The organism is Streptomyces sp. NRRL S-350 (assembly GCF_000719705.1).
GTDB lineage: Bacteria > Actinomycetota > Actinomycetes > Streptomycetales > Streptomycetaceae > Kitasatospora.
The window spans coordinates 1-12,707 of sequence record NZ_JOHO01000108.1 but is presented as its reverse complement, the minus strand read 5'-3'; the positions used below and the strand labels follow the sequence as shown (position 1 = coordinate 12,707).

At 72.2% G+C, this 12,707-nt stretch carries 10 protein-coding genes; 7 read left to right on the top strand and 3 right to left on the bottom strand.

The window, feature by feature from the left end:
* The first annotated feature begins 176 nt into the window (after positions 1-176).
* Both cmk and der read left to right on the top strand, forming a co-directional pair.
* Positions 177-890, top strand: a complete 714-nt coding sequence (gene cmk / locus IF30_RS0138970; protein WP_030247597.1) for a (d)CMP kinase — start codon at positions 177-179, stop codon at positions 888-890.
* 336 nt (positions 891-1,226) lie between these two features.
* Entirely contained in the window at positions 1,227-2,681 is a 1,455-nt protein-coding gene (der, locus tag IF30_RS0138965; protein WP_030247596.1) for a ribosome biogenesis GTPase Der, read from the top strand.
* A 243-nt stretch (positions 2,682-2,924) separates the two neighbouring features.
* Here der and IF30_RS42705 read toward each other — a convergent pair whose 3' ends face one another.
* Both IF30_RS42705 and IF30_RS0138955 read right to left on the bottom strand, forming a co-directional pair.
* Positions 2,925-3,791 (bottom strand): hypothetical protein, encoded by an 867-nt coding sequence (locus IF30_RS42705; RefSeq protein WP_037902799.1) that lies wholly within the window; start codon positions 3,789-3,791, stop codon positions 2,925-2,927.
* 349 nt (positions 3,792-4,140) lie between these two features.
* A complete protein-coding gene (locus tag IF30_RS0138955) occupies positions 4,141-5,001 on the bottom strand; it encodes a hypothetical protein (protein ID WP_037902796.1) in 861 nt (286 codons plus the stop codon).
* A 593-nt stretch (positions 5,002-5,594) separates the two neighbouring features.
* On the opposite strand from IF30_RS0138955, the gene IF30_RS0138950 reads away from it, so the two are divergent.
* Entirely contained in the window at positions 5,595-6,359 is a 765-nt protein-coding gene (locus tag IF30_RS0138950) for a transglycosylase family protein (RefSeq protein WP_030247591.1), read from the top strand.
* A 630-nt stretch (positions 6,360-6,989) separates the two neighbouring features.
* Here the strand turns inward: IF30_RS0138950 and IF30_RS0138945 are convergent.
* Positions 6,990-7,430 (bottom strand): hypothetical protein, encoded by a 441-nt coding sequence (locus IF30_RS0138945; RefSeq protein ID WP_158835912.1) that lies wholly within the window; start codon positions 7,428-7,430, stop codon positions 6,990-6,992.
* Between the two features lie 945 nt (positions 7,431-8,375).
* Between IF30_RS0138945 and IF30_RS0138935 the strand changes: the two genes are divergently transcribed.
* From IF30_RS0138935 to IF30_RS0138920, 4 genes are all read left to right on the top strand, one after another.
* On the top strand, positions 8,376-9,023 hold the full coding sequence (locus IF30_RS0138935; RefSeq protein ID WP_030247588.1) for an alpha-ketoglutarate-dependent dioxygenase AlkB family protein: 648 nt from the start codon (positions 8,376-8,378) through the stop codon (positions 9,021-9,023).
* Positions 9,024-9,264: 241 nt separating this feature from the next.
* Positions 9,265-10,134 carry an acyl-CoA thioesterase gene (locus IF30_RS0138930; RefSeq protein ID WP_030247586.1) on the top strand — a complete coding sequence of 290 codons (870 nt, stop codon included), beginning with the start codon at positions 9,265-9,267 and terminating at the stop codon, positions 10,132-10,134.
* Positions 10,135-10,318: 184 nt separating this feature from the next.
* Positions 10,319-11,107: a DUF1684 domain-containing protein gene (locus tag IF30_RS0138925; RefSeq protein WP_030247585.1), complete on the top strand. Its 789-nt coding sequence runs from the start codon at positions 10,319-10,321 to the stop codon at positions 11,105-11,107.
* 123 nt (positions 11,108-11,230) lie between these two features.
* On the top strand, positions 11,231-12,706 hold the full coding sequence (locus IF30_RS0138920; protein WP_078892046.1) for an MFS transporter: 1,476 nt from the start codon (positions 11,231-11,233) through the stop codon (positions 12,704-12,706).
* Position 12,707 lies beyond the last annotated feature (1 nt).

Here is a 12,707-nt window from a genome sequence, read left to right as displayed (position 1 = left end):
GAGACAGGGGTAGGAGTCGGTGGACGGGCCGGGTACAGGCTGGGGCGGGCGCCGGGTAGGGCCCCGACGGACGGCGGAGCGGGCGACCTCGGCGGTCCATTAACCTTGAGGGAGACAATCCCCGGCCGTCCGCCTGCGCAGGCTTCGGCTCCATGCGTCAGAGAGAGGTTCGCCCCGTGGACACTGCCGACCGAGCGCACGCCCCGGTCGTCGTCGCCATCGACGGACCCTCCGGCTCCGGAAAGTCGACCGTCTCGCGGGCCGTCGCCGCCCGGCTGGGTCTGAGCTTCCTGGACACCGGCGCCATGTATCGGGCGATGACCTGGTGGATGCTGGCCAACGACGTCGACGTGAACGACCCGGACGCGGTGGCCGTCGCCTGCGGCAAGCCGGTGATCGTGTCGGGCACGGACGCCGACGGCCCCACCATCACGGTGGACGGCCAGGACGTCTCCGGCCCGATCCGCGGCCCCGAGGTGACCGCGCAGGTCAGCGCCGTGTCCGCGGTGCCGGCCGTACGGGCCCGGCTGGTGGAGCTGCAGCGGGGCTGCGCCGAGGTCGCCGAGCGTGGCATCGTTGCAGAGGGCCGGGACATGGGGACGGTGGTCTTCCCGAACGCCACCGTCAAGGTCTTCCTGACCGCATCCGAGGCGGCCCGCGCCATGCGCCGGGCGGCCGAGCTGCGGGCCAAGGGCGTCGACGAGGCGACCATCACCGCGATGGCCGCCGATCTCGCCCGCCGCGACGCCGCCGACTCCTCCCGGAAGACGGCGCCGCTGACCCAGGCCGCGGACGCGGTCCGGGTGGACACCAGCGAGCTCACCCTCGAGCAGGTGATCGACCGGATCGCCGCGCTGGTGGAGGAGCGGGCCGGTTTGTCGTCGGTCTGACCCCTGCCGGCTCCGACCGCCGGCTCCGACTGCTGTCGCGAACTGCGGTCGGGGGTTGTGGTGGGGGGTTGTGGTCGGGGGCTGTGGTGAGGGGCTGCGATCGGGGATCGCCGTCGGTTGACCCTTGCCGGTCCCGACTGCTGTCGGTCGGGTCCTTGCCCGTCCCGGCTGCTGTCGGGTTGAACGACTGCTGGTCCGGCTCCCGCCGGTCCGGCCACTGAGTGAACCGCGGGCCGCCGAGGCGCCGCGGAGACAACCATCGCGCTGCCCCAGACGGGGCAGGTACGCACGGGCCGCCCCTGGGAAGGGCCGGGCCGGGAAACGGAACAGACGAACATGACCGCAGAGCACGCAGCCACCGGCCCCGGTGAGCTGGACGCCTCCGACTACGCCGAGTTCATGGCCCTCGCCGCCGAAGAGGGCTTCGACCTGGACGGTGTCGACGGCTTCGACGGCACCGAGCACGTCCCCCTGCCGGTACTGGCCGTGGTCGGCCGCCCGAACGTCGGCAAGTCGACCCTGGTGAACCGCATCATCGGCCGCCGTGAGGCCGTCGTCGAGGACAAGCCGGGCGTCACCCGCGACCGGGTCACCTACGAAGCCAGCTGGAACGGCCGCCGCTTCAAGGTGGTCGACACCGGCGGCTGGGAGATCGACGTCCTCGGCATCGACGCCATGGTGGCCGCCCAGGCCGAGCTGGGCATCGAGCAGGCCGACGCGGTGCTGTTCGTCGTGGACGCCAAGGTCGGCGCCACCGACACCGACGAGGCCCTGATCAAGATCATCCGCCGGGCGGGCAAGCCGACCGTCCTGTGCGCCAACAAGGTCGACGGCCCGTCCACCGAGGCCGAGGCCGCCTACCTGTGGTCGCTCGGCCTGGGCGAGCCGTACCCCGTCTCCGCTCTGCACGGCCGTGGCTCCGGCGACCTGCTCGACGCCGTCATGGACGCGCTGCCCGAGGCCCCGCCGCAGACCTTCGGCGACGCGGCCCCCGGCGGCCCCCGCCGCATCGCGCTGATCGGCCGGCCGAACGTCGGCAAGTCCAGCCTGCTGAACAAGGTCGCCGGCGAGGAACGCGTCGTCGTCAACGAGCTGGCCGGCACCACCCGTGACCCGGTCGACGAGCTGATCGAACTCGGCGGCAAGACCTGGAAGTTCGTCGACACCGCCGGCATCCGCCGCCGGGTCCACCTGACCGCCGGCGCCGACTTCTACGCCTCGCTGCGCACCTCCTCCGCGCTGGAGAAGGCCGAGGTTGCGGTCGTCCTGATCGACGCCAGCGAGACCCTCGCCGAGCAGGACACCCGGATCATCTCGATGGCCGTCGAGGCCGGGCGCGCCGTCGTCATCGCCTACAACAAGTGGGACCAGCTGGACGAGGAGCGCCGCTACTACCTGGAGCGCGAGATCGAGCGCGACCTCGTCCAGGTGCAGTGGGCCCCGCGCGTCAACGTCTCGGCCAAGACCGGCCGGCACATGGAGAAGCTCGTCCCGGCGGTCGAGACCGCGCTGGAGGGCTGGGAGACCCGCATCCCGACCGCGCGCCTGAACGCCTTCCTCGGTGAGCTGGTGGCCGCCCACCCGCACCCGATCCGGGGCGGCAAGCAGCCGCGCATCCTGTTCGGTACCCAGGCGGGCATCCGGCCGCCCCGCTTCGTGCTGTTCGCCTCGGGCTTCCTGGAGGCCGGCTACCGGCGCTTCATCGAGCGTCGGCTGCGCGAGGAGTTCGGGTTCGTCGGGACGCCGATCTCGATCTCGGTGCGGGTCCGCGAGAAGCGGAAGAAGAAGTAGCAGCAGGTAGCAGGTAGCAGGTAGGGGACAGTAGGTAGCAGGGAAGTAGTGGTAGGCGTACAAGAGTAGAGGACGCAGCAGGGGCGCGGCAGTGGCGCGTTCTTCTGCGGACGGCCGGAGGGCCCCGTCACGGTGGTGGCGGGGCCCTCCGGTGTTTCTCGGCGTGGGCGGGGCGGGGCGGTGGGGCGGTGGGGCAGGCAGGCAGGCGGCGCTGGCCGGTGGGGTGCCGGTGGTCGGCCGTGGTCAGTGGTGATCGCCGTTGCGGCCCGGGGGGAGGGAGAGCATCTGGCGGTGACGGCCCCCGGCGGACGGGGCGGTGGCGAGACCGGTGGCCGTGCCCATCACCGGGGACGGGGCGGGCGGCGCGGGCGGTACGGGTGCGGGCACGGCCATGGGATGCGGGACCTGCCCGAGGTAGCCGGCGGCGACCCACCCCTGGCCGTTGGTGAACTGGGCCGGGGCGCTCGCGTGTTGGGAGTGGGCTTGGTGCGGGACGGGGGCCGGGGCGTAGCCCGAACCGTCGCTGGTGGGGGCGGTGGGCTGGGGGTGGGTGCCGGGGTTGTTGTTGCCGGGCTGGAAGGCGTTTGGTCCGTGGGGACGGTTGCCGGTGTGGCCAGCCTGGCTCATGTTGCTGGTGTGGCTGCTGTTGCCCGTGTGGTGCATGTGCCCGGTGTGACCCCCGTGATGGCTGGGGGACGAGCCCGCGCTGTGGGGCTGGGGCGCCAGGAACTGGGGGAGGCCCGGCGCTTGGCCCGCGAGGGTGTGGAAGGCCTGGTGCTGGGGCAAGTACGGGCGCTGCTCGCCGAGCCGCGGGTATCCGTCGCGGACTGCGAATCCGGTGAAGGCCAGGTCCTCCTCGCCCGAGCGGTCGCCGGGCAGGGCACGGAAGAGCCGCCGGTACTCGGAGTACAGCTCGTCATAGATCGGCGTGGTGGAGTGCGGGTGTTCGGCGTCGTACGACGGCCGCATGCCCGGGATCGAGCGGGGGGCGGTGGCGGACCGGCCGGGGGACGCGGAGACGTCGTAGCTGTACACGTAGGGGCCAACGAGCGAGAGGGGCGGGGGATGCGGGGCGGGGGGCCAGTGTGGGGCGTTCAGGCGGGTGCACATGAGCGCTGCTCATGTGGGTGTTCATGCGTGGCGGGGCGCTCATGTGTTGGTCATGCGGGTGGCTCATGAGTGCTCATGCGTGGGGCTCATGGGAAGTGCCCATGAGCGTTGCTCATGTGTGCCGCTCATGAGGTCTGCTCATGGGAGGTGCTCATGAGACCTGCCCATGAGGTCCGCTCATGAGCGGTGCTCATGGGGCAAGCGCGGGAAGGAACCGTGAGACCTGCACGTGTGCTGGTGTCGACGACAGCTGGGCGCGCCCGCGCCGGAGGGCGGCCCGATGAAGGGGCGGCCGCCGTCCGGCGCGTCGGGATGGGAGGGGCGGAAGGGATGGGGCGGGGCGGGACCGTCAGGTGCCGGCGAGCGGGAGGGAGGCGGCGACGACCTGGCCCAGTGCCACCGCCCGCTCCAGCGCTTGGCGCAGCAGGTCTTCCCGGGGCTGGCGGCCCACCATGCCGGCCGGAACGGCGTACATGGTCACCTCGGACAGCTGGCTCGCCGCCATCCGCCAGGCGTCGGTGACCTGCAGCGGCTGATGTGCCTGCCACCAGCCGGTGCTGCCACCCGCGGCTGCGGGCTGCAGGATCGCGTGCAGCTTGCCCATCGCGACCAGGACCGACCAGCCGGGCAGCTGCTCCGGGGTCTCGTCGAGGTCGGCGACGGGTTGGAAGCCGGCGTCCTGGAGGAGGTCGAGGAACTCGTCCTCGCCCGAGGTGCTGCCCGGGCGGCCGACCGGGCCGGTGGGCTCGACCACGAGTGAGGCGTGCCCGACCTTTCCGTGCAGGACGAGACCGCAGGTGATGCCGAGGATGGCGGCCTGGCCGGGGGCGGTCGGCTGGGTTCCGGCGGAGATTCCCGGGGTCGGCGCCGGGGCGCCGGGGGCGGGGGCGGCCCCGGCCGGTGCGGGGATGGCGAGGTCCGGGGCGCCCGTCTGGGACTGGCTGATGCTGCGCACGGCGCCGACCAGCTGCTCCTCGGAGACCGCCACCACCTGGGAGGGGATGCAGCGGGCGTGGGCGAAGGCGAGCACGGCGGTCTCGTCGCCGACGAAGAGCACGGTGCTGGTGGGCTCCACGTGCGTGTCGCCGGCGGTCCGGCAGGACGTGCACTCGTAGCTGTCGGGGGCGCGGTCACCGCCCAGGAGGCGGTCGGCCTCGTCGTCGCCGATCTCGGACCGGACCTCGTCGCTGACGTCGAGCATGCGCGGCACAGGGTCTCCTCGGATGGGTGTGGATGGGGCTTCGGGGGCGGACAGGGGGAGGTCGCCATGACCAACGGGCCCTTGTGTCAGGCGTCACGGGTGCCCGTCGAGGCTGACGGGAATTGCCCTGGATCCGACCGCGCGGCGTGTTCTCGTGGTCGCAATCTGTCGATGTCGGTGACGGGACTGCCGGATTGAACTCGTGAGGTGGCTCACGTGGCCGTGGTGTTTGATCTAGGAATCAACGACTAAAACCGACATTTCGGGCAAGATTGTGCCGGTGTTACCGCTGGTAACCCTTGGCTGAGCTGGGCAGACCGTCCGAGTTTTGGATTCCCCGCCGCCCGACTCGTAGCTTCTTGGTCGGCGCAACGAGCGCCACCCGGGTTCACCCCCGACGCACAGCCCCCCGGCCCGCCGGGAGTGGCAGGTGCCCGCCGACGCGATCGCTCGAAACAGATCGCCGGTGAGTGGCTGGGTGGCCGGGGCGGCAGCGGCACGTCCGACACGTGCACGGCCGCCCGACGGACGCGGCAAGCGAAACGCGGCCCTTTTCAGGGCCTGGTTCCGCATGTCCGCCCGGGGCTGTCGAGAGGAACCTCATGACTTTCCGTAACGAGACCGCCGCTGCCACCACCTCCACCGCCACCAAGCGCAACCGCGTTCGGATGGCTGTCGTGGCGGGAGCCGCTGTCGCGGCCCTGCCGGTGGCCGGCCTCGTCACGGCCACCTCGGCCTCCGCCGCCTCCGTCTCCACCTGGGACGCCGTCGCCCAGTGCGAGAGCGGTGGCAACTGGGCCATCAGCACCGGTAACGGCTTCTACGGCGGCCTGCAGTTCACCTCCAGCACCTGGGCTGCTTACGGTGGCACCGCCTACGCCGCGCAGGCCAACCAGGCGACCAAGGCGCAGCAGATCGCCGTCGCCGAGAAGGTCCTCGCCTCCCAGGGCCCGGGTGCCTGGCCGGTGTGCTCCGTCAAGGCCGGTCTGACCAAGGGTGGTGCCCCGGCCGCCGTCGACACCTCGGCTGCCGCTCCGGCCGCCAAGCCCGCTGCCCCGGTTGTCAAGCCCGCCGCTCCGGTTGCCAAGCCGGCCGCTCCGGCCGTGAAGCCCGCCGCTCCGGCCGCCAAGCCGGCCCAGAACCCGAAGGCCGCCGCTCCGAAGGCCGACAACGCTGCCAAGTCCTGGACCGGCTCCAACGACGCCAAGCCGGCCAAGGGCGGCAGCTACACCGTCAAGTCCGGTGACACCCTGAGCTCCATCGCCGCTGCGCAGGGCCTGGACTGGCACGACCTGTACACGAACAACGCCAAGGTCATCGGTGGCAACCCGAACCTGATCTTCCCGGGTCAGGCCCTGAGCATCTGAAACGCATCTGAAGCCCCGGGGCTGCGAGGCCCTGAGGTTTCGGGCTCCGTGGCGTCATGATCCACTGACGCCGGTTGCTCCAGCTTCGACGGCCGCTTCTCCCCCGCGCGGGTTCTCCGCCGGGTGGAGGGGCGGCCGTTGGCGTTTCCCGGTGTCGTGGTGTCGTGGTGTTGCGGTGTCCCCGGTGTCGCAGCACCACCGCCGGTGCCGCGCTCGCCCTCTCTCTGATCCAGGCCACCCGGCCCGTCCGCCGCCCCGTCCGCCTCGGCCCGTCCGCCGGACCTGGTCAAACGGCGAGATCACCGCCACCTGCGAGTGGCACGCCAACTCCGAGGCCGGCGGACCCTGCTCCTGATCACCGGCCCTTCACCAGCGTCTTCGACCTCCAGCCCGCCGCCGTGGTCGGCCGGCTCTTCCTCCTCGCCACCCCGGTCCGGTCGCCGAGCACCCCTGGGAACCGCCATGCTCGTCCGCCGACCGCGGCAGACCGGGCCGGCTCACCGGAGCAGACCGCGTCGCCGCCTGCGGCCCGCTTCGCCGCGCCGGACTGGAGGCTTCGGCCGAAGCGCGCCGAGGCGGCCTGGCGCTGATGCCTCAGCCGGGGGTCGGCCGCTGCCCGCTCGGGGTGGATCACGCCGTTCGGTCGGTCACGTCGAACCGCAACTGGAAGTTGCCCTGCACCCGTGTGATGGCGCCGCCCGAGATACGGAACTTCCGGTTGTCGGGCAGTCCCTTGATCTCGTTGAAAGTGCTGACCATGTTCCTGGTGGACTTGCCGTTGACAGTGGCGAGGACCTTCTCGTAGGTGGGGTCGTTCTCCTGGAAGGTCACGGTGTCGGCCCCTTCGGGGAACAGGCCGCCGAGGGTTTCCTTGGCGGCGGGGCCCGAGACGTTCTGTCGGAAGATGCTGTCCGGCAGACGGTCCGGCACGTCCTCGGGTTTCGTCGGGACCTTGAGCATCGCCTTGCTGAAGGCGTTGGCGTTGAACATCGCCACGGCTCGGGACCACTGGTGGATGAAGGCCTCGCTCGCCGTGTACTCCTCCGGGGGGTAGCGGTAGTTCTCCATCATGACGGCCACGGTGCCCGTAGAGGTTCTCGAAGCGCCCGCCCGCCTTCGGGGCATTGCCCTGCGGGTCCTTGGGATCCGGCTCGTAGTCGGCGCTCTCCTCCTCCAGGTCGACCAGGTTGGCGGGAATCGCCCGCCCGAACGCGCTGAGTGCCGGTGACTGCCTCGCCTTGCCCACCGAGCGCGTGCTGTCGGCCATGGCTCCGACGTACGTCTCCAGGCGTTCGCCCGCGGGGCGTAGAGCCCGCTGGACGGTCACGCCCCGGGCGGACTGTTCGCGCCCCAGAGCGGCGCCGAGGGCGGCGTTGCCGATGCTGTGTTGCAGGGCCAGCAGACCGGTCCGGGCGGCTGAGGTGGCCGATGCGGAGCGTGGGGTGCCGGTCCGGTGACCGGGTCGGGTGTGGTCCGAGTGTTCGTCGTGGGCGCGCATGACTGGGCGGTCTCCCTCGAGGTGGCTGGACGTCAGTCCAAGGGTCGGTGCGCGAAACGATGTCGGGAAGGGGCGAGCGGACAGTGAGTGGGGCAGGGTGAGTGTCTGCTTCGGCAGTCCGTCTTGCCCCGGCGCCGGGCCTGCCCCCAAGCCGGTTTTTGTCGGTTACTCGCTTGGCCTCATCGCAACGCTGACCCTGCCTCCTCCCGGTTCCTCCGCCCAGTCCCCCGCCCTGGCAGCACCTCATCGGCGTTCCGGAATACCGCACCGTTCGACTGACGCCCGCCTGCCAGGCGTGGTGTCGGCGGTGCCGGGGGTGCCGGGGGTGCCGGGGCCGCCAGGGGCCCGGGCCGGGTTTCGGTGGGCTTCGGCCGGGCTATGGCCGGGCTTCGGCCTGGCTGGTGGGGGAGGATGGTGGGGTGATCCAGGGCGAGTTGTTCGGTGATCCGACCGGGGCGGCCGGGGGCGAGGAGGCCTCCGACTCCTCCGCTTCCTCCGGGCCCTCCGGCTCCTCCGGGGTGCTCGGGCGATCGGAGCCCGCACCCGGTGCCGTCCTGCTGCCCGGCTGGCTCGACCTCGACGCGCAGCTGCGCCTGGTCGCCGCCTGCCGGGAGTGGGCCCGTCCGCCGGCCGGGCTGCACTCGGTGCGGATGCCCACCGGCGGGATGATGTCCGTACGAATGGTGAGCCTGGGCTGGCACTGGTACCCGTACGGGTACCGGCGGGTCGCCGAGGACGGCGCCCCCGTCAAGCCGTTCCCGCCCGAGCTGGGCCGCCTTGCCCGGCAGGCCGTCGCCGAGGCGTACGGGGCCGCACTGCCCCAGGTCGCCGGCGCCGCGTCGTACGAGCCGGACGTCGCGATCGTCAACCACTACCCGCACGGCGCGAAGATGGGCCTCCACCAGGACCGCGACGAGCGGGCGGACGCGCCGGTGGTGTCGGTCTCGCTCGGCGACCGCTGTGTCTTCCGACTCGGGAACACCGAGACCAGGACCCGGCCGTGGACCGATCTGGAGCTGTCCAGCGGGGACCTGCTGGTGTTCGGCGGCCCGGCCCGGTTCGCCTACCACGGGGTGGTCCGCACGTTGCAGGGGACGGCGGATCCGGAGCTGGGGCTGGTCGGGCGGCTCAACATCACGGTGCGGCAGTCGGGGATGGGGGCGTAGCACTCGGGGTCGAGGCGTAGGTGCGTCCGGCCGTCTCCGTCGTCCGGCCGTCTCCGTCGTCCGGCCGTCTCCGTCGTCCGTTCGTTGACTCGTCTGCTCGTTGACTCGTCTACTCGTTCGAGTGAACTGGAGGCTCAGGGCCGGTGAGCGGGAATGACCCGGGTCGCCAGAGAATTCGAGTGAGCTGGAGAATTCGATCGGAGTCCGTGCCGCAGGGCCGGGGTCCGGAGAGGAAGCGTTCATGGGTACCCCCGTCGACGATCTTGTCGATCTGCTGGACCTCGAGCAGATCGAGCTGAACATCTTCCGCGGGCGTAGCCCTGAGGAGGCCCTGCAGCGAACGTTCGGCGGCCAGGTCGCCGGGCAGGCGCTGGTCGCGGCGGGGCGCACGGTGGACGACGGGCGCCCCGTCCACTCGCTGCACGCCTACTTCCTGCGGCCGGGAGTGCCTGGCGTGCCGATCGTCTACCAGGTCGACCGGATCCGCGACGGCCGCTCGTTCACCACCCGCCGGGTGCTCGGCATCCAGGGCGGCCGGTCGATCTTCGCGCTCACCGCCGACTTCCACAGACCCGAGGAGGGCGGCATCGAGCACCAGTACCCGATGCCGGCCGTCGCCGCCCCCGAAGACCTGCCCAGCGCGCTGGAGGAGGTCGGCTCCCGGCTCGGCGAACTGCCGCCGTTCATCAGCCGCCGTCAGCCCTTCGACGTCCGCTACGTCGACCGGCTCCGCTGGACCAAGGAGGAACTGACCGACGTCGAAGCACGCAGCGGCGTCTGGCTGCGCACCGACGGCCCGCTGCCGGACGACCCGCTGATCCACGTCTGCGCCCTCACCTACGCCAGCGACATGACGCTGCTCGACGCGGTCCGCGCCCCCGTCGAGCCGCTGTGGGGCGAGCGGCACTTCGACATGGCCTCGCTCGACCACGCGATGTGGTTCCACCAGCCGTTCCGGACGGACGACTGGCTGCTGTACCAGCAGGAGTCCCCCATCGCGCACGGCGCGCGCGGCCTGGCCCGCGGGCAGATCTTCAACCGGAGCGGGCAGCTCGTCGTGTCCGTGGTGCAGGAAGGGCTGTTCCGGCCGCTGAAGCGCCGAGACGGGTAGACGACGGGGAGGTGACGCGTGCGGCCGGTGGCGTGCGCCGTGTCGGTGCGTTGCCGCCGTGTTGCGGGTCCGGCGACTTCGGGCCGACGGGAATGATCCGTCCGCGTGGGCGGTGTTGTGGTGGATGACCGAGACGGGCGCCCGAACGGCGGGCCGCCCGCGGACCGACCGGGATGGTGGACCGATGACGGCGACGGCCGCGGAGGACTGGAAGCACTGGAGCGACGGGCGGGCGGCGTCCGTGAGCGCACGGCACGGCCAGCTCGCGCTCACCGGCACGCACTGGCTGGAGCCCGAGCCCGCCGAGATCCCCGGCCTGCCCGGGCACTGGTGGGCCGACGCGGAGGGCGTACGGGTACGGGCGGCGGCGGGTGACGGCATCACCGCCACCGGCGCCGACACCCCGGTGGACGGCGAGGTGCTGCTCCGTCCGGAAAGCGACCCGGCCGCCGACACCGCCACCCTGGGAGACCTGCTGCTCGTCCCCATCGAGCGCGAAGGCGAACTGGCCCTGAGAGTCTTCGACCCGGCGTCGCCCCGGCGCGCCGCCTTCGCCGGCATCTCCGCCCACCCGTACGCGCCGGAATGGGCTGTACCCGCGATCTTCACCCCGTTCGAGGATGGGACGCAGTCGGTCGTCGTCCCCAACGCCGACGGCAGGGAACGCCCGCTCGCAGTCACCGGGCAGATCGCCTTCACCGTGGCGGGCGAGCACCGGACGCTGACCGTCAGCCGGTCGGGCAACCGCCTCAGCGGCGTGATCGCGGACGCCGGCAGCGGCATCGACACCTACCGCTTCCGCTTCATCACCCTGCCGGCCCCGGACGCCGACGGCCGCACTGTCCTCGACTTCAACCGGGCCTACCTGCCGCCGTGCGCCTTCTCGGACCACTTCATCTGCCCGTTCCCGCCGCCGGGCAACCGGCTCGACTTCGCGGTGGAGGCGGGGGAGAAGCAGGTACTGAACCGGTAGCGGCCGGCCCCGCACGCGGGGCCGCGGGCGGGCCCCGGTGAGAGCAACGGGCGGGCCCCGGTGCGGGTCACAGGCGGGCCCCGGTGCGGGGCCGCCGGGGGGCGGGGCGGAGCATGGGGGACTATGTCGAACCATCAACAGCCCGCCTCCGCTGCGTCCGCCGCCTCCGTCGCTTCCTCCACCTCCGCGTCCGCTGCGTCCGCTGCCTCACTCGGCCCCGACCCGGATCCTGTCTCAGGGACCTCCGCGGGGCCTGGCCCAAAGCCAGGCACCAGCCCCGAATCCGGGGCTGCACCCGACGCAGTGGCCGCCGTTGCCCCCGTTGACGCCGTGCCCCTGCCGCCGGACCCGGTAGCCGCCCCCGGTCCGTGGTACCGACGGGCCTTCGCCGACCTCAGCCCGCTGCGCGACCACGTCGACTACCGCCGCGTCTGGATCGGCCAGGCCGTCTCCTCCATAGGCCAGCAGATGACGGCCGTCGCCGTCTCCGTCCAGGTCTACGACCTGACCGGCTCCGCCTTCGCGACCGGCCTGGTCGGCATCTTCTCCCTCGTCCCACTGGTCGCCTTCGGCCTCTACGGCGGCGCCATCGCCGACACCGTCGACCGGCGAAGGCTGGGCCTGATCGGCTCGGGCGGCCTGGCAGCCGTCTCCGCCGTCCTTGCCGCGCAGGCGCTGGCCGGCCTCGGCATGGTCGCCATCCTCTACGCCGCCGTCGCCGTCCAAGCCGGATTCTTCGCCCTCAGCTCACCCGCCCGGTCCGCGATGATCCCCCGGCTGGTCCCCGCCCATCAGCTCCCGGCCGCCAACGCCCTGAACACCGTCAGCATGAACCTCGGCCTCACCGTCGGCCCCATGCTCGGCGGCGTCCTCATCGGCGCGTACGGAGCCCAAGCCGCCTACCTGCTCGACACCGTCGCCTTCACCGCCACCCTCTACGCGATGTGGCGCCTGCCCGCCATGCGACCGCTCGGCGAGCGCAAGGGCCGCGCCTCCGTCCTCGACGGCCTCCGCTTCCTGCGCGAGCAGCCCAACCTGCGCACCAGCTTCCTCGCCGACCTGGCCGCCATGGTCTTCGGCATGCCCCGCGCCCTCTTCCCCGCCATCGCGGTCACCTTCTACGGCGGCGACGCCGGCACCGTCGGCCTGCTGGTCTCCGCCCCCGCCGTCGGTGCCCTGATCGGCGCGCTCTTCTCGGGCTGGGTCAGCCGCGTACACCGCCAAGGCGTAGCCGTCCTCGCCGCCGTCGTGGCCTGGGGCCTGGCCATCGCCGCCTTCGGCGCCCTCCACAACCTCTGGCTCGGCCTCCTCCTACTCGCGGTCGCGGGCTGCGCCGACACCATCAGCATGATCTTCCGCAACACGATGATGCAGGTCGCAGCCCCGGACGAGATGCGCGGCCGACTCCAGGGCATCTTCATCGTCGTCGTCGCCGGCGGACCCCGACTCGGCGACTTCGAATCCGGCACCGTCGCCGCCCTCACCAACCCCGCCACCTCCGTGATCACCGGCGGCCTCGCTTGCGTCGCCGCCGTACTCCTCCTCGCCGCCCGCCGCCCCGCCTTCCTCACCTACGACGCCCGCCACCCCACCCCCTGAC

Excerpts from the sequence above, each read along its gene's own strand:
- IF30_RS0138920 (WP_078892046.1), top strand. The coding sequence starts at position 11,231 with ATGTCGAACCATCAACAGCCCGCCTCCGCTGCGTCCGCCGCCTCCGTC.
- IF30_RS0138930 (WP_030247586.1), top strand. The coding sequence starts at position 9,265 with ATGGGTACCCCCGTCGACGATCTTGTCGATCTGCTGGACCTCGAGCAG.
- IF30_RS0138945 (WP_158835912.1), bottom strand. The coding sequence starts at position 7,430 with ATGATGGAGAACTACCGCTACCCCCCGGAGGAGTACACGGCGAGCGAG.
- der (WP_030247596.1), top strand. The coding sequence starts at position 1,227 with ATGACCGCAGAGCACGCAGCCACCGGCCCCGGTGAGCTGGACGCCTCC.
- IF30_RS0138925 (WP_030247585.1), top strand. The coding sequence starts at position 10,319 with ATGACGGCGACGGCCGCGGAGGACTGGAAGCACTGGAGCGACGGGCGG.
- IF30_RS42705 (WP_037902799.1), bottom strand. The coding sequence starts at position 3,791 with ATGTGCACCCGCCTGAACGCCCCACACTGGCCCCCCGCCCCGCATCCC.
- IF30_RS0138950 (WP_030247591.1), top strand. The coding sequence starts at position 5,595 with ATGACTTTCCGTAACGAGACCGCCGCTGCCACCACCTCCACCGCCACC.